13 protein-coding genes and 5 tRNA genes are annotated in these 19,226 nt (G+C 52.0%); 4 read left to right on the forward strand and 14 right to left on the reverse strand.

Going from position 1 to position 19,226, the window contains the following annotated elements:
* Position 1: 1 nt before the first annotated feature.
* The 10 genes from KQJ19_RS05630 to nagB all read right to left on the reverse strand — a co-directional run bounded on the left by KQJ19_RS05630 (position 2) and on the right by nagB (position 6,765).
* A tRNA-Met gene (locus tag KQJ19_RS05630) sits at positions 2-78 on the reverse strand.
* A 21-nt stretch (positions 79-99) separates the two neighbouring features.
* Positions 100-174: transfer RNA gene (locus tag KQJ19_RS05635), tRNA-Gln, on the reverse strand.
* 37 nt (positions 175-211) lie between these two features.
* Positions 212-286, reverse strand: a tRNA-Gln gene (locus tag KQJ19_RS05640).
* Positions 287-309: 23 nt separating this feature from the next.
* Positions 310-394: transfer RNA gene (locus KQJ19_RS05645), tRNA-Leu, on the reverse strand.
* Between the two features lie 8 nt (positions 395-402).
* Positions 403-479 (reverse strand) — tRNA-Met (locus tag KQJ19_RS05650).
* Positions 480-701: 222 nt separating this feature from the next.
* Entirely contained in the window at positions 702-2,366 is a 1,665-nt protein-coding gene (gene asnB / locus KQJ19_RS05655) for an asparagine synthase B (protein ID WP_003835552.1), read from the reverse strand.
* A gap of 252 nt (positions 2,367-2,618) precedes the next feature.
* Positions 2,619-3,371, reverse strand: coding sequence for a ribonucleotide monophosphatase NagD (gene nagD, locus KQJ19_RS05660; RefSeq protein ID WP_005121413.1), 753 nt, complete (start codon positions 3,369-3,371; stop codon positions 2,619-2,621).
* Between the two features lie 155 nt (positions 3,372-3,526).
* Positions 3,527-4,747 carry an N-acetylglucosamine repressor gene (locus tag KQJ19_RS05665; RefSeq protein ID WP_016152247.1) on the reverse strand — a complete coding sequence of 407 codons (1,221 nt, stop codon included), beginning with the start codon at positions 4,745-4,747 and terminating at the stop codon, positions 3,527-3,529.
* Positions 4,748-4,755: 8 nt separating this feature from the next.
* A complete protein-coding gene (nagA, locus tag KQJ19_RS05670) occupies positions 4,756-5,904 on the reverse strand; it encodes an N-acetylglucosamine-6-phosphate deacetylase (protein ID WP_032931096.1) in 1,149 nt (382 codons plus the stop codon).
* A 60-nt stretch (positions 5,905-5,964) separates the two neighbouring features.
* On the reverse strand, positions 5,965-6,765 hold the full coding sequence (gene nagB, locus KQJ19_RS05675) for a glucosamine-6-phosphate deaminase (RefSeq protein ID WP_003022803.1): 801 nt from the start codon (positions 6,763-6,765) through the stop codon (positions 5,965-5,967).
* A 342-nt stretch (positions 6,766-7,107) separates the two neighbouring features.
* Between nagB and nagE the strand changes: the two genes are divergently transcribed.
* Together nagE and glnS are read left to right on the forward strand one after the other, a co-directional pair.
* The gene (nagE, locus tag KQJ19_RS05680) at positions 7,108-9,057 is read left to right on the forward strand and encodes a PTS N-acetyl glucosamine transporter subunit IIABC (RefSeq protein WP_016152249.1); all 1,950 of its coding nucleotides are present in this window, start codon (positions 7,108-7,110) and stop codon (positions 9,055-9,057) included.
* A gap of 187 nt (positions 9,058-9,244) precedes the next feature.
* Positions 9,245-10,912, forward strand: a complete 1,668-nt coding sequence (gene glnS / locus KQJ19_RS05685; protein ID WP_016152250.1) for a glutamine--tRNA ligase — start codon at positions 9,245-9,247, stop codon at positions 10,910-10,912.
* Positions 10,913-10,970: 58 nt separating this feature from the next.
* Here glnS and KQJ19_RS05690 read toward each other — a convergent pair whose 3' ends face one another.
* Genes KQJ19_RS05690 through KQJ19_RS05700 form a run of 3 tightly spaced genes read right to left on the reverse strand, consistent with a single transcriptional unit; the run spans position 10,971 to position 15,432 of the window.
* Positions 10,971-12,254, reverse strand: coding sequence for an extracellular solute-binding protein (locus KQJ19_RS05690; protein ID WP_216403415.1), 1,284 nt, complete (start codon positions 12,252-12,254; stop codon positions 10,971-10,973).
* A gap of 33 nt (positions 12,255-12,287) precedes the next feature.
* Entirely contained in the window at positions 12,288-14,396 is a 2,109-nt protein-coding gene (locus KQJ19_RS05695; RefSeq protein WP_216403416.1) for an ADP-ribosylglycohydrolase family protein, read from the reverse strand.
* A 34-nt stretch (positions 14,397-14,430) separates the two neighbouring features.
* Positions 14,431-15,432: a LacI family DNA-binding transcriptional regulator gene (locus KQJ19_RS05700; protein WP_181220676.1), complete on the reverse strand. Its 1,002-nt coding sequence runs from the start codon at positions 15,430-15,432 to the stop codon at positions 14,431-14,433.
* Positions 15,433-16,068: 636 nt separating this feature from the next.
* Between KQJ19_RS05700 and chiP the strand changes: the two genes are divergently transcribed.
* Together chiP and chiQ are read left to right on the forward strand one after the other, a co-directional pair.
* The gene (gene chiP / locus KQJ19_RS05705) at positions 16,069-17,475 is read left to right on the forward strand and encodes a chitoporin (protein WP_016152254.1); all 1,407 of its coding nucleotides are present in this window, start codon (positions 16,069-16,071) and stop codon (positions 17,473-17,475) included.
* 49 nt (positions 17,476-17,524) lie between these two features.
* Positions 17,525-17,857: a ChiQ/YbfN family lipoprotein gene (gene chiQ / locus KQJ19_RS05710; protein WP_016155980.1), complete on the forward strand. Its 333-nt coding sequence runs from the start codon at positions 17,525-17,527 to the stop codon at positions 17,855-17,857.
* Between the two features lie 51 nt (positions 17,858-17,908).
* On the opposite strand, the gene KQJ19_RS05715 is transcribed toward chiQ, so the two are convergent.
* Complete coding sequence (locus KQJ19_RS05715; protein ID WP_200046402.1) at positions 17,909-19,204, reverse strand: MFS transporter; 1,296 nt, start codon at positions 19,202-19,204, stop codon at positions 17,909-17,911.
* Positions 19,205-19,226 lie beyond the last annotated feature (22 nt).

A 19,226-nucleotide genomic window follows, 5' to 3' on the forward strand; every position in this document is an offset into this window, starting at 1 on the left:
ATGGTGGCTACGACGGGATTCGAACCTGTGACCCCATCATTATGAGTGATGTGCTCTAACCAGCTGAGCTACGTAGCCAGATATTATCATATTCTTCGATGGCTGGGGTACCTGGATTCGAACCAGGGAATGCCGGTATCAAAAACCGGTGCCTTACCGCTTGGCGATACCCCAATGACCGTTGCGGTGAACCGCTACATCGAAGAAAAAATGGCTGGGGTACCTGGATTCGAACCAGGGAATGCCGGTATCAAAAACCGGTGCCTTACCGCTTGGCGATACCCCATCCGTGCAACGCTTACGGGTGAATGGTGCGGGAGGCGAGACTTGAACTCGCACACCTTGCGGCGCCAGAACCTAAATCTGGTGCGTCTACCAATTTCGCCACTCCCGCAAAAAAGATGGTGGCTACGACGGGATTCGAACCTGTGACCCCATCATTATGAGTGATGTGCTCTAACCAGCTGAGCTACGTAGCCATCTTTTTTTCGCGTAACCTTATCGGCGTTGCGGGGCGCATTATGCGTATTGAGCCTTGAAGCGTCAACCCCTTTTTCATTGAAAATAGCTGGAATGTGACTGTTTGGTTAGGTTGCGAACAGCATGACGCAATATTCGGCAATTATTAGTTATTAATTGTTTTTTTGCACAGAAAATAGACATAAAAAAGAGCCCCGCAGGGCCCTTTTCTAAGGATTAACTTATTTATAAGCGGACTGGTGTACGCCAACCGCACGACCAGAAGGATCGTTCATGGTTTTAAACGCCTCATCCCATTCAATTGCTTTGGCAGAAGAACAGGCAACAGACGGCCCGCCAGGTACACATTCCGCAGCGCTCGCAACCGGGAACAGCTCTTCGAAAATCTCACGGTACAAATACGCTTCTTTAGATGATGGCGTGTTGTAAGGGAAACGGAAGCTGGCGGTTTCCAGTTGTTGGTCAGAAACTTGCTCAGCGGCCACCTCTTTCAGGGTATCAATCCAGCTGTAACCGACACCATCGGAGAACTGCTCTTTCTGGCGCCATGCAACGCTTGCTGGCAGGTAGGATTCAAAACATTCACGCAGAACATGTTTTTCCATTTTGCCGTTGCCACACATTTTGTCCTGCGGGTTGATGCGCATCGCCACATCAAGGAATTTCTTATCCAGGAAGGGCACGCGAGCTTCCACGCCCCAGGCCGACATAGCTTTGTTGGCACGGGCACAGTCGAACATATGCAGCGCCTGCAGCTTACGCACGGTCTCTTCGTGCAGCTCTTTTGCATCTGGTGCTTTGTGGAAATAGAGATAGCCGCCAAATACTTCGTCAGAACCTTCGCCCGATAGCACCATTTTAATGCCCATCGCTTTAATTTTACGCGACATTAAGTACATCGGGGTCGAGGCGCGAATCGTCGTAACATCGTAAGTTTCGATGTGATAAATCACGTCGCGGATAGCATCCAAACCTTCCTGCACGGTGAAGTGGATCTCATGGTGCACAGTACCCAGATGGTTCGCCACCTCTTGCGCGGCTTTCAGGTCCGGAGCGCCTTCCAGGCCTACGGCGAAGGAGTGCAACTGCGGCCACCAGGCTTCGCTACGCTCCTGATCTTCAACACGACGCGCGGCGTATTTTTTGGTGATTGCGGAAATGACGGATGAATCCAGACCGCCGGACAGCAATACACCATAAGGAACATCTGACATCAGGTGGCTTTTCACTGCATCTTCCAGTGCCTGACGCAACTCGTTTTTATCGGTAACGTTGTCTTTTACCGCATCGTATTCAAACCAGTCGCGCTGGTAGTACTGACGAATTTCGCCGTCTTTACTCCATAAATAGCTACCGGCCGGGAATTCTTTGATCGTGCGACACACGGGAACCAGGGCTTTCATTTCAGACGCAACGTAGAAGTTACCGTGCTCGTCGTAACCCATATACAGCGGGATGATCCCGATATGATCGCGACCGATCAGATAAGCGTCCTGCTCGCTGTCGTACAGAGCAAAAGCAAACATGCCTTGCAGGTCATCCAGAAACTCTGGGCCTTTTTCCTGATACAGCGCAAGGATAACTTCGCAGTCGGAACCGGTCTGGAACTGATAGCGATCGCCGTATTCAGCGCGCAGCGCCTGATGGTTATAAATTTCACCGTTAACCGCCAGGATATGCGTTTTCTTCACGTTGTACAGCGGCTGAGCACCGGCGTTGACGTCGACGATGGACAGACGTTCGTGCGCCAGAATGGCGTTATCACTGGCGTAAATACCTGACCAGTCCGGGCCGCGATGGCGCATCAGACGAGACAATTCCAGGGCTTTTTTACGCAGTTCAACTGCGTCAGTTTTAATATCGAATACGCCAAAAATAGAACACATAACCTTCTCCGTTAACCTGTTGCGTGATGCTTTTTATGTTTGCTTGATAAAGAAAATGCCGCAAAGCTGGAGAGGGCGCAAGTGAATTACGGGTCAGAAAATAAAAAACGCAATGGTCATTGTGGATTGGTGAAAAAAGATTACAGAATAGACGGGTTTATTAATGAATCGATAATTTTATGGCTGTTTTATTAAATGGAAGGATTTCTTCTGGCCGGATATGACGCGGGGGCGTCTTATCCGGCTTACGCATCAAATCACATCAATTTCCGCAACGGACGGGTAAATCCAGCTTGGTCTGAACGGCATGCTGTCAATGTCGTCGAGCGTCGAAACGCCAGACAATACCAGGATGGTTTCGAGACCCGCCTGGAAGCCCGCCAGAATATCGGTACGCAGGTTGTCGCCGACGATAACGGTCTCTTCCGAATGCGCCTGCATTTTGTTGAGCGCCGCGCGAATAATCCACGGGCTGGGTTTGCCCACATAAAACGGCTTGCGGCCAGAGATTTTTTCGATACCGGCGCACAGCGCACCGCAGGCGGGATAAAAACCGCGTCCGTGAGTATCCGGGTTTGTGGCGATGAAACGCGCGCCGTTGGCCACAAAATATGCCGCTTTATGCATCATGTCCCAGTTATAGGATCGCGTCTCGCCAACAATCACAAAATCGGGGTTCACGTCAGTAATAGTAAACCCGGCTTTATACAGCTCGTGAATTAACGCACCTTCACCTACCACGTAGGCCTTTTTCCCTTCCTGGCGGCGAAGAAAATCAGCGGTAGCCATGGCGGAAGTATAAAAGACGCTATCAGGGACATTCACACCCGCGGTGGCGAAGCGGTTTGCCAAATCCTGCCCGGTCTGTGAAGGATAGTTAGTCAGCAAAACTAACGGCAGGCCTTTTTCCAGGATCCCAGTCAGAAATTCTGCCGCACCCGGTACGGCAACATTGTCGTGCATCAGCACGCCGTCGATATCACAAATTACATTCTTAATGGCCATGGACAATCCGACATCAAAAAAAGAAGGCATTACTATACACAAAATACACTAAATCATTCGAGTTGCATCAAGGCGGCAAGTCTGAGAACCCCGGAAGCTTACTGAAGTAAGTGACTGGGGTGAGCAGGTGCAGCTAACGCAGAGGCAGCTTGGTATTAGCTTTCCAGCAAACGTTGCAGCAATGTACCGTTGAGCATCGCACGCTTCACCAGCGCAAAGGCGCCAATGGCTGAACGGTGATCCAGCGTGGAACGAACCACCGGTAAATTGTGGCGAAACGCTTTCAACGCCTGCGTGTTGATACAGCTTTCTATAGCAGGCAGCAGCACTTTATCAGCCTCGGTAATTTCGCCCGCAATGACGATTTTTTGTGGGTTAAACAGGTTGATGGCGATGGCGATGGTTTTACCCAGGTGACGACCAACGTGCTCAATGACTTCTGATGCCAGGTTATCGCCTTTATTAGCCGCCTTACAGATGGCTTTAATGCCGCAATCATCCAGCGTGAGTCGGCTTGGATAACCCTGTTTCAATAAGTTCTGCACGCGGTGTTCAATAGAGGCATTGGCGGCAATTGTTTCCAGACAGCCGAAATTACCGCAGTGACAGCGCTCCCCCAGCGGCTCTACCTGAATATGGCCAATCTCACCCACGTTGCCATTGCGACCAATAAAAATTCGGCCATTGGAGATGATTCCCGCCCCGGTTCCGCGGTGAACACGCACCAAAATGGAGTCTTCGCAATCCTGGCTTGCCCCGAAATAGTGCTCGGCCAGCGCCAGACTGCGAATATCGTGACCGACAAAGCAGGTGACCTTAAAGCGTTTTTCGAGTGCTTCGACCAGCCCCCAGTTTTCGACCTGAATGTGCGGCATATAGCGGATGACGCCGCTTTCAGGATCAACCAGGCCTGGCAGAATGACGGAAATCGCAACCAGCTCGCGGATTTTCCGCTGGCAGTTCTCAATAAAGGTGGCAATGGTGTTGAGCAGCGCATACTCGAGCGTTTCCTGGGTGCGCTCCGGGAGGGGATAATGCTCTTCAGCGACCACTTTACTGCTCATATCATAGAGCGTGAGCGTAGTATCGTGGCGGCCTAAGCGAACGCCAATCGCGTGGAAATTGCGGGTTTCAGTGACGATAGAGATAGCGCGGCGGCCCCCGGTGGAGGCCTGCTGGTCGACTTCTTTGATCAGCCCGCGTTCAATCAATTGACGCGTAATTTTCGTTACGCTGGCGGGGGCAAGCTGGCTTTGCTCGGCAATTTGAATTCGCGAGATTGGCCCATGCTGGTCAATCAGGCGATAAACCGCCGCGCTGTTAAGCTGTTTTACGAGATCAACATTACCTATTTGAGCTTGTCCGCCTGGTGTCATTCTTTCTCTTACTCAGTAACGACCTCGTTGCCATTAACGATGGTCTTGATAATTTTAAAGTCGTGCGTGAACGCAGTCAGGTTGGCTACTTTGCCTGGCGCGATGCTGCCGAGTTGTTTGTCGACGCCAATGGCGCGAGCAGGGTAGAGCGTTGCCATACGTAAGACTTCGTCGAGAGCGATATTCGCATGTTCGACCAGATTGCGTACGCCTTCAATCATGGTTAATGATGAGCCGCTCAGTGTACCGTTCTCATCAACGCACAATCCATTACGGTAGTATATTGTTTTACCAGCGAAAATGAACTGTTCAATGTTTGCACCTGCTGGTGCGGTTGCGTCGGTGACCAGGCACAGCTTGTCGCCTTTCAGGCGTTTGGCATTACGAATGTTCACGTAATCAACGTGGAGGCCATCGGCGATGATACCGCAATAGATATCGGCTTCATCAAGAATAGCGCCCGCCAGACCAGGTTCGCGACCGGTAATGTACGGCATCGCGTTGAACAGATGCGTCGCAAAGGTGATGCCTGCGCGGAACCCGATTTTTGCTTCTTTTACCGTTGCATTTGAGTGACCCGCAGAAACCACAATACCCGCATTCACCAGTTTGGTAATGACCTCTACCGGGACCATTTCTGGCGCCAGCGTTACTTTGGTGATCACATCGGCATTATTGCACAGGAAATCAACCAGCGCAGCGTCCGGTTGACGGACAAATCCCGGATTATGGGTGCCTTTTTTCACCAGATTCAGCCACGGGCCTTCCAGATGAAGTCCTAGTGCCTGATTCGGGTGTTTCGCCAGGTATTCACGCATGACGCGAACGCCTTGTTTCATCAGGTCATCGCTGGTGGTGATAAGCGTTGGCAGGTAGCTGGTGCAGCCAGATTTTTCATTGGCTTTCTGCATGATTTCCAGCGTTTCAACGGTCACGGCTTCTGCCGTATCGTTAAACTGTACGCCGCCGCAGCCGTTTAGCTGTACATCGATAAAACCGGGGGAAACAATGGCCCCATTCAGTGAGCGCTGTTCAATTCCTGACGGTAACTCAGCCAGTGGGCAAACGCTGTCAATCAGGCCATTGGCGACAACAATCGCATGGTCATCAAGAATTTCGTGACCGGTAAAAATCCGGCCCTGGGTTAAAGCATACATTCCGACCCCCGATTTCAAAAAATGCCGCCCTGCAACTTATCGACAGGGCGGAGACATCAATTACAGACCTTTAATATTTTCCGCTTCTAACTCGTTAAAGTATTTCAGCGTCTTCACTTTCAGTTCCATGGTGGAAGGCTCATCGCAGACCACAACGGCTTTCGGATGCAGCTGCAGACAGCTGATGGTCCACATATGGTTAACGTTGCCTTCAACGGCGGCTTGCAGCGCCTGCGCTTTCTGGTGGCCCAGTACCAGGATCATCACTTCTTCGGCATCCAGCAGGGTGCCCACGCCAACGGTCAGCGCATATTTAGGCACCTGGCTGACGTCGCCGTCAAAGAAGCGTGAGTTCGCAACACGCGTGTCGTGAGTCAGCGTTTTGATGCGGGTACGGGAAGCCAAAGAAGAGGCTGGTTCGTTGAACGCGATGTGACCATCGTTGCCTACGCCGCCCATAAACAGGTGGATTTTACCGTAAGAACGGATTTTTTCTTCATACTGACGGCATTCTGCATCAATATCCGGTGCGTTACCATTGAGGAGGTTGATGTTTTCTGCTGGAATATCAACGTGATCAAAGAAGTTGCGATGCATGAAGCTATGGTAGCTTTCCGGATGCTCTTTCGGCAGGCCAACATATTCGTCCATATTGAACGTTACAACATGCTTGAAGCTTACCTGGCCCGCTTTGTGCATTTCAACCAATGCTTTGTAGGCTGTCAGCGGAGTACCGCCAGTCGGCAGTCCCAAAACGAACGGACGATCAGCCGTTGGTTTGAACGCGTTAATACGGTTAACGATATGGCGAGCAGCCCATTTGCCGACTTGTTCAGCGGTATTCAGGGGGATCAGTCTCATTCTTCACCTCAAAAGTAAATGTAAGCAATTGGCGGATTGAGTCTCTGTGCAGTATTAAGCGTAACCTGGTTTTGCATCGGTAAGGATCAATCCGTTTCGATTTTTTGAATGATAAAATAAGTTTTCGTAGTTAGCCAGTGGAAGGGAGGGTTAATAACGATATTTGGTGACTGGAATCACAAAAAACACGCATTTAATTTGCGATACGAATTAAATTTTCACACACTCTGAATGTAGATGAATGGTTAATATTGTTGTTCCAGAATCTTGCTGTCAGGAATGGTCGCACAATAAAAATATGGCTTCAAAGAAGCCTAATCGGGGTCTCGTAGGGGGAATAAAATGAATATTTTAGGTTTTTTCCAGCGGCTGGGTAGGGCGTTACAGCTCCCCATCGCTGTGCTGCCAGTCGCGGCACTGCTGCTGCGATTCGGCCAACCAGATTTACTTAACGTACCCTTCATCGCGCAAGCGGGTGGGGCCATCTTTGATAACCTGGCGTTAATTTTCGCTATCGGTGTGGCTTCCAGCTGGTCAAAAGACAGCGCGGGTGCTGCAGCGCTGGCGGGTGCGGTCGGTTATTTCATATTGACCAAAGCAATGGTTACCATTAACCCGGCCATCAACATGGGCGTGCTGGCAGGTATCATCACTGGTCTGGTCGGCGGTGCGGTATATAACCGTTGGTCTGGTATCAAACTACCTGACTTCCTGAGCTTCTTTGGCGGCAAACGCTTCGTGCCGATCGCCACTGGTTTCTTCTGTCTGGTGCTGGCTGCTATCTTCGGTTACGTTTGGCCGCCGGTGCAGAACGCCATCCATGCGGGAGGTGAGTGGATCGTAGGCGCTGGCGCGCTGGGTTCCGGTATCTTTGGTTTCATCAACCGTCTGCTGATCCCAACCGGTCTGCATCAGGTGCTGAACACCATCGCCTGGTTCCAGATTGGTGAATTCACTAACGCTGCAGGTACCGTATTCCACGGTGACATCAACCGCTTCTACGCGGGTGACGGCACTGCGGGTATGTTCATGTCTGGCTTCTTCCCGATCATGATGTTTGGTCTGCCGGGTGCGGCGCTGGCAATGTACTTCGCCGCTCCGAAAGCACGTCGTCCGATGGTTGGCGGTATGCTGTTGTCCGTTGCGATCACCGCGTTCCTGACCGGTGTTACCGAGCCGCTGGAATTCCTGTTCATGTTCCTGGCGCCATTGCTGTACCTCCTGCACGCACTGTTAACGGGTATCAGCCTGTTCGTTGCAACACTGCTGGGGATCCACGCGGGCTTCTCCTTCTCCGCGGGGGCTATCGACTACGTGTTGATGTACAACCTGCCGGCGGCAAGTCAGAACGTCTGGATGCTGGTCGTGATGGGCCTGGTGTTCTTCGTCATTTACTTTGTGTTGTTCAGCGCGGTTATTCGTATGTTTAACCTGAAAACGCCGGGCCGTGAAGATAAAGAAGACGATATCGTTACTGAAGAAGCGAACAGCAACACTGAAGAAGGTCTGGCTCAACTGGCAACCAACTACATTGCAGCAGTTGGCGGTACCGATAACCTGAAAGCGATTGATGCCTGTATCACTCGTCTGCGTCTGACCGTTGCCGACTCCGGTCGCGTAAATGATGCGATGTGTAAACGTTTAGGCGCATCTGGAGTGGTTAAGCTGAACAAGCAAACTATCCAGGTCATCGTGGGTGCGAAGGCCGAATCTATCGGCGACGAAATGAAGAAAGTTGTCGCGCGTGGCCCGGTGGCTGCAGCGTCTGGTGAAAGTGCGCCAGCAGCAGCGGCTCCGGTTGCTAAACCGCAAGCTGTAGCGAACGCTGTAACCGTTGAAACTTTAGTTTCTCCGATTACCGGTGACGTGGTTGCGCTGGAGCAGGTGCCTGATGAAGCCTTCGCCAGCAAAGCTGTAGGCGACGGCGTGGCGGTGAAGCCAACGGATAAAATCGTGGTTGCTCCGGCTGCCGGCACCATCGTGAAAATCTTCAACACTAACCATGCGTTCTGTCTGGAAACCGTTAAAGGCGCGGAAATCGTGGTCCACATGGGCATCGATACAGTAGCGCTGGAAGGTAAAGGCTTTAAGCGTCTGGTTGAAGAAGGTGCGGAAGTGACTGCAGGTCAACCGATTCTGGAAATGGATCTGGAGTTCCTGAACGCCAACGCACGTTCCATGATTAGCCCGGTTGTGTGCAGCAACAGCGATGATTTCGGTGCTCTGGTCATTAAAGCCGAAGGTCATGTGGTTGCTGGTCAAACACCACTGTATGAGATTAAAGGTAAATAACTGCTCCTGAGTAAAGTGAGTTAAGTGCCTTAAGCGGCGGGGGATATTCCTCCGCCGCTTTTTTTTGCAGCAAATATCCACATATATCCTGTTGAAACACCTTTTTTGTGCAACTAATAGTTGTCTCCTGACGTCGCTTATAAGATCATGTTCCGTTATACGTTGTTTACGCTTTGAGGAATCCACGATGAGTGAGGCTGAAGCCCGCCCGAGTAACTTTATTCGTCAGATCATCGATGAAGATTTGGCCAGTGGTAAGCACACCACTATCCATACACGTTTTCCGCCGGAGCCAAATGGCTATCTGCACATTGGCCACGCGAAATCCATTTGTCTGAACTTTGGCATTGCGCAAGATTACCAGGGCCAGTGCAACCTGCGTTTTGATGATACGAACCCGGTTAAAGAAGATATCGAGTACGTTGAGTCGATTAAAAACGACGTTGAATGGTTAGGTTTCCACTGGACTGGCGATATTCGCTACTCTTCAGATTACTTCGATCAGCTTCACGCCTATGCGGTAGAGCTTATTAATAAAGGCCTGGCGTACGTTGATGAACTGTCAGCGGAGGAGATCCGCGAATACCGCGGCACTCTGACGCAGCCAGGTAAAAACAGCCCGTTCCGCGATCGTAGCGTCGAAGAGAACCTGGCACTGTTCGAAAAAATGCGTACCGGTGGTTTTGAAGAAGGTAAAGCCTGCCTGCGCGCGAAAATCGATATGGCTTCGCCGTTTATCGTGATGCGCGATCCGGTGCTGTACCGTATTAAGTTCGCCGAACACCACCAGACCGGCAACAAGTGGTGCATCTACCCGATGTACGATTTTACCCACTGCATCAGCGATGCGCTGGAAGGCATTACGCATTCACTGTGTACGCTGGAGTTCCAGGATAACCGTCGTTTGTACGACTGGGTGCTGGACAACATCACCATTCCGGTTCACCCGCGCCAGTACGAATTCTCGCGCCTGAATCTGGAATACACCGTGATGTCCAAACGCAAGCTGAACCTGCTGGTGACCGACAAGCACGTTGAAGGCTGGGACGATCCGCGTATGCCGACGATTTCTGGCCTGCGTCGTCGTGGTTATACCGCTGCCGCTATTCGTGAGTTCTGCAAACGCATTGGCGTGACCAAGCAGGATAACACCATTGAGATCGCTTCTCTGGAGTCCTGCATTCGCGAAGATCTGAACGAAAACGCCCCGCGCGCGATGGCAGTTATCGATCCGGTGAAACTGGTTATCGAAAACTATCCGCAGGGCGAAAGCGAGCTGGTTACCATGCCTAACCATCCGAACAAACCGGAAATGGGCAGCCGTGAAGTGCCGTTTAGCGGTGAAATTTGGATCGATCGCGCAGACTTCCGCGAAGAAGCGAACAAGCAGTACAAGCGTCTGGTGATGGGCAAAGAAGTACGTCTGCGTAATGCTTACGTGATCAAGGCTGAACGTGTAGAGAAAGATGCAGAAGGGAATATCACCACCATTTTCTGCACCTACGATGCCGACACCCTGAGCAAAGATCCGGCTGATGGTCGTAAAGTAAAAGGTGTTATTCACTGGGTGAGCGCGTCCCATGCGCTGCCGATTGAAATCCGTTTGTACGATCGTCTGTTTAGCGTGCCAAACCCAGGAGCGGCGGAAGACTTCCTGTCCGTTATCAACCCGGAATCGCTGGTCATTAAGCAGGGCTACGGTGAGCCGTCACTGCAGGCTGCGATTGCAGGTAAAGCGTTCCAGTTTGAGCGTGAAGGCTACTTCTGCCTGGACAGCCGCTATGCAACGGCTGACAAGCTGGTATTTAACCGCACTGTAGGTCTGCGTGATACGTGGGCTAAAGTCGGCGAGTAATTCCTGCCACACTGCCTCAAACGCCGCCAACGCGACGTTTGAGGCGGATTTTTCTGTTTTACTTATGCTGCATTAACGCCTGAACCCGCTGCTGGCTGCGTTCCAGCACCACCGATGTCTCCTGCTTACCCACCGTCGCCTGATTGACCATTTCACTGAGGATCATGGAGCCGGTAATATCCCCCATCCGCGTAAAGTTCTTCTCGCCGACCGATCCAAAGACCTGCATATTTGGGTACTGGGCAATCAGCTGTTCAGGGAGAGTTCCAAAGACTTTGACGGCAGGGTTGTCCTTCCAGCTGACGTTTTGCGCGGCGGCCTTCGTCACCGGCAGCATCGCCCCCGGCGACATCAATACCCAGTCAGCCGCGTTCTGCGCCTGTCCCATAAAGCTGACAAATTTTTCGGCGGCTTTCGTTTCTGCCTCAGTCTGACCGGCTGTGAGCGTTAATGATGTGATAACGCCAAATACGGCAGGTGATTTTTCGCTCGGCACGACAAAGCCTAAATCCGCCAGTGAACCATCCTGATAAATCGCTGGCAGGATGTAGGTCGAATAGACCGCCATCGGCGCGGTGCCGTTCATAAAGGCGTCTTTGATCTCTGTTACGTTGTTCGAGCCGGGCATGGTATAGCGGGCCAGTTCGCGATAATAGTTCAGCGAGGCCTGCATTTCCGCTGAGTTAACCGTGATGTCGCCGTTTGCGTTGAACACATTGGCACCGTTTGAAAGTGCGAACTGAGAGAAGGTTTGTTCGCTCATGACGCTTTCAGCCGTCGGCAGCGCGATGCCATATTTTTTACTGGCGCTGTCGGTCAGCCTGCGTGCCGCTTCCAGCAGTTGCGTCCAGTTTTTGGGTTCGTTGATTCCCGCTTTAGCCAGTACCGATTTCCGATACCAGACTCCCTGTAGCCAGGCGCTGATCGGCACCCCGGTATAGGCCGTTCCGTCTTCGGTGCGAACAATGCGCAGCACGCCGTCGTAGAAGGCGCTTTCACCTTGCCTGTCGATCAGCGTTTTCACCGCTTTGTGGTCGATAAGCTGCTCTTTATCCATGACTTTGGCATAGTCATGGCTGACCTCGACGACCTCCGGCAGTGATCCTGAGCGGGCAAGGGTAATGATTTTGGTATTATAGGCATCCTCTTCGACGGGAACCTGCTTCACAATAATATCCGGATTCTCTTGCTGAAAGCGGTTGATGATCCCGGCAATGACGGTCTGGCGCTCCTGCTCAACGGCGGAGTGCATAAATTCGATGGTCACCTGCTGCGGTTTATCCTCACAGCCTGAAAGCAACACGGCGGTTATCAGCGCCAGCATTGTTTTTGGTATGTTCATTTTTAATCCTTTGTTGTCGTCCATTTCCGTTAATTAACAACTGGCGCTGATATGGATAGCGTCCGTCGACAGCGCACCCGCACAAATCAGTAAACCGATCCCGCCATCCATCAAGGCTTCGTGTTCAGCGTCCTCCACGCGCAGCGTTTTACCGTCAACGGTCGCGGAAATAATCTGCCCGTTGACGCTGATATCGAACGAGACAGGGCGCTCGTAAACGTCGGATAACGCCGCTTCTGCCAGCACTTTGGTGCTGGTGTCGCGCACGCGGACGATCTGTAATTTCCCGTCGCGCAGGATGCGCGCGGCGTAATAGCGCCTCATCCCCTGCACCCGAAAAGCCAGACCGCCGTACTCCCCTGAATGCAGCGTAATGTCACTCTGAACGCGGTAGTTATCCCACTGCCGCGTTCCGTGAATAATCAATCCCTCGTCGTACTCTTTGGAGATGCGAAAGCTGGTGGGATAGTGGCGTGAAAAGAGATCCACGCCGTTTACCCAGGCTCGCCACCAAAAATTAGTTTCCCCTGTGGGTTTACGCAGGGTCAGCTCAGGTGCGCCGTCCCAGCGCATACTGTCGATGAGCAGGCGACCGCGGGCAACGCGGGCATCGGTGCTGATTGTTACGCCAATCTCGCCGATCGGTTGGCCCTGGCAGTCCGGGAGATCCAACGCCAGCGTTAGCGATTCACCCGGGGCTATACTCTGCGCGTCGCCGTACTGGGGCGTCAGCTGATTGTTGTCATCATAAACCCGGTAGCAGAGCCGCACGTTTAACGCGGCGGTGTTATCCGGCGGGGCTATCAGTGTGGCCTGAAGACGCTGGCCTGGGTAGATAAGTGGGGTAGCCATTAAATCGTAGCTGCGCATTTCCACGATTTCAGGCGGGGTAAAGGTTTGCGTGGTCACGCTGGTGTGAAGTCCGGGCGCAAGATGGCGATAGTGCAGACTCAACATTTGCCGCCCCAGGTGCGCCTCATTCTTAACATCAACCGCGGCCGCATTTTCTTCATTAAGCCAGCGGAAACCCTGCACGCTGCCCGGTAGTGAGAAATGGTACTGCGCGCCGGATTTTTTGGCTTCAGGGCGCGGCAGACCGGCAATCTGGTGTCCCAGCCCGACCAGGTAATCGGTGATCCGCACGGCGTTGTTTATGGAGAACCCCCCGTCGGCTGAGGAGATCAGCATTCTGTCCGCCAGCGGCCCGCGCCAGTCCGGGCCTGCGTCAATGCCCTGGAGTCCCAGTATAATGCCGGACAGACAGCCGACATTCCCCGCATTGCAGTCAGTGTCCCATCCTGACGTATTGACAATGCACTGGGCCTGCTGGAAGTCGTCCGGCGCGTAAAGGATCGCCATAATCATCAGCGCATGATTAGGGATGATGTGACAATTGCTGGGATATTTGTGATAGCCATAGTTGTCGTCGATTCGCTGGCGGGTCGTCTGCCAGTCGTTATCTTCCCGTCGCCAGCGACGGATATCGCCAACCAGCTGGGCTATTTGCGACTCTGCCGGGATCACGGATAATCCGACGTCAATAAGCTGTTCGATCTCCTGGCAAATAAAGGCCTGTGATTCCATCGCCGCCCAGAGCATAGCGGCATACACCGCTTCACCGTCATGGCTCACGCTGGCGGCATTTTTGGCAAGTTCTGCCGCCAGACGGGGTTGTCCCGGTGCGACAAGCGCCCAGCTATCAATAAAGATTTGTGCGCCAATCTGTTCGGCAATCGTTTTCCCGTTGGTCGCAATGGCTCCGCTTAGCGGAGCCGGAATGCCTTTTTTGAGATTCAGCCAGGCGGTGTGTTCCGTCGAATTACCGTTGCCGCCCCACCAGAGGATGGTGCGTTTATCAATGATGTAATTAAGCCAGCAGTGCCCCATCTGTTCCGCGCTCAGATCCGGCGGCAGGGCATAATCTTCCAGTGCGCGGATAAAGGTAAAGGTTCCGGCGACATCATCGTCGGTGACAACCAGCGGACGGTTAAATTTTTCGTGGACGTAATATTGGATCGGCCCCAGCTCCTGCATAATTTTTTCGTAGGTCCATCCTTCGAAAGGGCGGCCAAGGTAGACGCCGATTAATTTCCCTAACACCCCTGCATAAACGCGCGACTCATAATCTGAAGGCAAATCCATCTGTTTGATCCTTGTGTGGTGTTTTATCAGCCGTTCAGGCGGATTCTCTTTTTACCAGGCCCCAGGGCATTTCTGTGGTGCTGCCCTGGAGCGGTGCGGTGATATCAGTTTGCGCCAGGAGGAGGGCGGCCGCTTTTTGCCCAAGCTGCTCCGGGTACTGGGCGATAGTGGTCAGGGAAGGGGTTACCAGCCCGGCGGCGGGAATATCATCGAACCCCATCACCGCAAGCTGCTCCGGGATCGTGATGCCTTTCTCCCTTGCGGCACGCATCACGCCGATAGCCATTAAATCGTTGGCGGCGAAAATCGCATCCGGGAGCGTACCGTCATTAATCAGCTGCATCGCGATCTGATAGCCGCTCTGTTCGTTAAAACCTGGCAGAATTTTGATGCGCGGAAGGCGGCCGGCCTGGGTCATCGCCTGGCGATATCCTTCCACTCTGGCAGGCTCAGGACCGCCAGCGCTGGCGATCATCGTGATATTTCGGTGCCCCTGTGCCAGCAGATATTCGACGGCGCTGCGCGCGGCAGCGGCGTTGTCGATATAAACATTATGCAGCGGTAGCGGGCCGTTTTTTTTCATTCTGGCTTCAATACGTGCAATCGGGATCCCTGCCTGAAGATACGGGGCAAAATCTTTCATCCCGACGTTAAAAAATGTCCCCACCACGGCGTCGACCCGCCCCTGCGCTGACCAGCGCAAAAAATGCAGCTCTCTTTCCCGTAATCCATCGGTGCTGGCCACGATCGCATCGTAGTGATACCTATCCGTCACCGACTGAACGCCACGGACGAGCGAGGCATAAAAAGGGTTGGCGATATCCGGCACGATGCAGGCGATCGACATGGTTTTATTGGTTTTCAGCGCTTGTGCAAAACGGTTCGGTATATATCCCAGCTGATTAGCCGCTTGCTCAACCCGGCTCACTGTCTCGTGTGGATAGGTGTGATTTCCTTTGGTGAGTACCACGGATACCACCGCCTGTGAAACGCCAGCCAGGGCAGCAACGTCTTTCTGCGTGATGCGTTTTGTCATTTATTTATCAACTTATACGTATAACCTGCATCTTTGAATAATGGGACACCCGGTAGCTGTCAATAAAAACCTTATAAAGTGAGTGTATTTGTGTGGAAAATCCGAGGACGGTCACATCAACGACGGAGAGTGAATTCAGGAGTTCAAACGTTCTGTTTGCAGAGCGAATTAATGACGCTTGAGAATTAATTTGTTTTGCGAATGCAAAGACAATTATTAGGGGTGGAATTATATATATAATAATAAAATTGAAGATATCTATATGTATATAAAGTATTTTTTCTTGTTTTTGTGAGTTTTTTTACTCCCAAAGCAAAATGTAACAGAAAACAAGAAAATATGTGCGGTTGCTCATACTATTACATACTCGTTACAGAAAGAGATTGATAATTCGCGTCGCGAAAAATAGTCTATTCATTGTAGTCACTGAGGTTTTCTCAGCGCTACTTTTTTAATTTTTGTTTTTTCGCTGTCCGCTTTTGTCGGCAGCATTTTATACCCAATGGATTTCGAGTTGCATCAAGGCGGAGACGCAGCGCGTGCGCTGTCCCCGAAGGGGCGAGGCCAAAGGCCGAGTAAAGCCAACACCGATGCAGCTTGAAAAACGAAGGGTTATACGTCAAAGAGGATTAACATATGCGTACGTTTAGTGGCAAACGTAGTACGCTGGCGCTGGCTATCGCCGGTATCACAGCAATGTCGGGTTTCGTTGTCGCTCCCCAGGTACACGCCGAAGGGTTTATTGATGACTCAACCTTAACCGGCGGCATCTATTACTGGCAGCGTGAGCGTGACCGTAAAGATGTGACCGATCACGACAAATACAAAACCAACCTTTCTCACTCCACCTGGAACGCTAACCTCGACTTCCAGTCCGGTTATGCGGCTGATATGTTTGGTATTGATATCGCAGCATTTACCGCTATTGAAATGAACGAAAGTAGCGAAAGCGGCCATCCAAACGAAATTGCATTCTCGTCAAAAAACAAAGGCTATGATGAAGATTACTCCGGCGATAAGAGCGGAATTAGCCTTTATAAAGCAGCAGCCAAATTTAAATTCGGCCCAACCTGGGCGCGCGCCGGTTACATTCAACCAACCGGACAGACTCTGTTGGCTCCGCACTGGAGCTTTATGCCAGGTACCTATCAGGGTGCTGAAGCCGGAGCCAACTTTGACTATGGTGATGCTGGTGCACTGAGCTTCTCCTATATGTGGGCCAACGAATATAAAGCACCATGGCACACTGAAGTCGATAAATTCTATCAGGCTGATAAAAAGACCAGCGTAGATTATCTGCACTCAATCGGCGCGAAATATGACTTCAAAAATAACCTGTTGCTGGAAGCCGCATTTGGTCAGTCTGAAGGCTACGTCGATCAGTACTTCGCAAAAGCCAGCTATAAATTCGATTTAGGCGGTAACCCGTTTACCACCAGCTACCAATTCTACGGCGCGCGCGACAAAGTTGACGATCGCACCGTGAACGACATTTATGATGGTACGGCCTGGCTGCAGGCGCTGACCTTTGGCTACAAAGTGGCGGAAGTGGTTGACCTGCGTCTGGAAGGGACCTGGGTTAAAGCGGACGGGCAGCAGGGGTACTTCCTGCAGCGTATGACCCCGACCTACGCCTCATCAAACGGTCGCCTGGATATCTGGTGGGATAACCGTTCCGACTTCAACGCCAACGGCGAAAAGGCTGTCTTCTTCGGCGCAATGTATGACCTGAAGAACTGGAATTTGCCGGGCTGGGCAGTGGGCGCGTCCTACGTTTACGCATGGGATGCCAAGCCATCAACCTGGCAGATCAATCCGGATGCGTATTACGACAAAAACCGGACTATCGAAGAATCTTCTTACAGCCTGGATGCGGTCTATACCCTGCAAGAGGGGCGTGCGAAGGGCACCATGTTTAAACTGCACTTCACCCAGTACGACAACCATTCAGACATTCCGAGCTGGGGCGGTGGTTACGGCAACATCTTCCAGGATGAGCGTGACGTGAAATTCATCGTTATTGCTCCGTTCACCATCTTCTAATGCCAACAGCGGCAGGCCGGGCGCCTGCCGCATCGTTGAGGAAAGTGCTATGAAAAAACTGATACTCATCGCTGTTATGGCATCCGGGCTGGTGGCTTGCGCGCAATCCCCGGCACCAAAAGAAGACAGCCGTCTGAAAGAAGCCTACAGCGCGTGCATTACTACCGCGCAAGGATCGCCGGAGAAAATCGAAGCCTGCCAAAGCGTGTTGAATGTGCTGAAGAAAGAAAAGCAGCATCAGCAGTTTGCCAATGAAGAAAGCGTACGCGTACTGGATTATCAGCAATGCATCCAGGCTACGCGCACAGGTAATGGTCAGTCCGTTAATGCTGATTGCGACAAGGTCTGGCAGGAAATTCGTAGCAAGAATACTGCGCAGTAAATCGAAAAATGAAACAGACAACGGGCGGAGAGTTTTCCGCCCGTTTGCATTTCAGGGTTTATATTCCACCGGTTGATAATTACGACTCAGCCGGACAAACAGCATTGCCGTGGCGGCGAGCCCGCAAAGTGCCGCACACATCAGCCACCACCCCGGTGAGCTTTTATCCCCGGTTAGCTGTACCAGCGCTGTGGAGATGACTGGCGTAAGGCCGCCAAAAATCGCCGTGGCAAGACTGAATGCCAGTGAAAAACCCACCGTACGCACATAGACAGGCATCACCTCAGTGAGTGCGGCGACCATTGCCCCGTTGTACATACCAAAAAAGAACGAGAACCAAAGCAGAACCAGCGTCATGCGCGTGAAATCTGGCGCGGCGGTGAGCCAGTGCATAACCGGCCAGGTGGTGATCAGTGCAAGGATGGTAATCCCCATCAACACCGGACGACGACCAATTCGGTCAGAAATCGCCCCGCCAATCGGCAGCCAGATAAAATTAGAAATACCGACCAGCATGGTGACGATCAGGCTGTCGCGAGCGCTCAGGTGAAGTACAGCCCTACCGTAGGTCGGTGTGTAGACGGTAATAAAGTAGAACGTCGTTGTGGTCATCGCCACCAGCAGCGTACCCGCAGCGATGAGACGCCAGTTTTTGATGATGGTAGTAAAAATTTCCCTGGTGTCGGGACGGTGCGTACGTTGTAAAAAGGCGTCTGTTTCCTGAAGCGAGCGGCGGAGCACGAAGATCAAAGGAATAATCATGCAACCAATAAAGAATGGAATACGCCAGCCCCATTCAGAAATCTCATCGTGTCCCAGGGTGGCGTTCAGGCCGTAACCAATCAGAGCTGCCACCACAATGGCGACCTGTTGACTGGCGGACTGCCAGCTGGTGTAGAAGCCTTTATTGCCAGGGGTGGCGATTTCAGAAAGATAAACCGAGACGCCGCCCAGTTCCACCCCTGCAGAAAAGCCCTGTAATAATCGGCCGAGTAATACCAGGACAGGGGCCAGCAGACCAATACTGTGATAACCGGGTACCAGGGCAATCAGCAGGGTACCGCAGCCCATAATCGCCAGCGTCACCATCAGTCCTTTACGGCGACCAATTCTGTCGATGTAAGCACCCAGCACAATTGCGCCAACAGGCCGCATTAAGAAACCTGAACCAAACACGGCGAAAGTTAACATTAGCCCGGCAAATTCACTCTCTGCAGGAAAGAAGGTCTTTGCGATATAGGTGGCGTAAAAACCGAACAGAAAAAAGTCAAACTGTTCGAGGAAATTACCGCTGGTTACCCGCAGTATTGCGCCGAAAGTTCCGGTGCGCGATGGTTGTTGTGTCATTGGGTTTGCTCCACTGTCTTAT

Origin of the sequence: Citrobacter sp. S46_ASV_140, assembly GCF_018919545.1 — a bacterium.
GTDB lineage: Bacteria > Pseudomonadota > Gammaproteobacteria > Enterobacterales > Enterobacteriaceae > Citrobacter > Citrobacter braakii.

Coding starts and splice junctions, on each gene's coding strand:
- KQJ19_RS05665 (WP_016152247.1), bottom strand. CDS start 4,747: ATGACACCAGGCGGACAAGCTCAAATAGGTAATGTTGATCTCGTAAAA.
- nagE (WP_016152249.1), top strand. CDS start 7,108: ATGAATATTTTAGGTTTTTTCCAGCGGCTGGGTAGGGCGTTACAGCTC.
- chiP (WP_016152254.1), top strand. CDS start 16,069: ATGCGTACGTTTAGTGGCAAACGTAGTACGCTGGCGCTGGCTATCGCC.
- KQJ19_RS05695 (WP_216403416.1), bottom strand. CDS start 14,396: ATGGATTTGCCTTCAGATTATGAGTCGCGCGTTTATGCAGGGGTGTTA.
- nagA (WP_032931096.1), bottom strand. CDS start 5,904: ATGTATGCTTTAACCCAGGGCCGGATTTTTACCGGTCACGAAATTCTT.
- KQJ19_RS05690 (WP_216403415.1), bottom strand. CDS start 12,254: ATGAACATACCAAAAACAATGCTGGCGCTGATAACCGCCGTGTTGCTT.
- KQJ19_RS05700 (WP_181220676.1), bottom strand. CDS start 15,432: ATGACAAAACGCATCACGCAGAAAGACGTTGCTGCCCTGGCTGGCGTT.
- nagB (WP_003022803.1), bottom strand. CDS start 6,765: ATGAGACTGATCCCCCTGAATACCGCTGAACAAGTCGGCAAATGGGCT.
- KQJ19_RS05715 (WP_200046402.1), bottom strand. CDS start 19,204: ATGACACAACAACCATCGCGCACCGGAACTTTCGGCGCAATACTGCGG.
- nagD (WP_005121413.1), bottom strand. CDS start 3,371: ATGGCCATTAAGAATGTAATTTGTGATATCGACGGCGTGCTGATGCAC.
- glnS (WP_016152250.1), top strand. CDS start 9,245: ATGAGTGAGGCTGAAGCCCGCCCGAGTAACTTTATTCGTCAGATCATC.
- asnB (WP_003835552.1), bottom strand. CDS start 2,366: ATGTGTTCTATTTTTGGCGTATTCGATATTAAAACTGACGCAGTTGAA.
- chiQ (WP_016155980.1), top strand. CDS start 17,525: ATGAAAAAACTGATACTCATCGCTGTTATGGCATCCGGGCTGGTGGCT.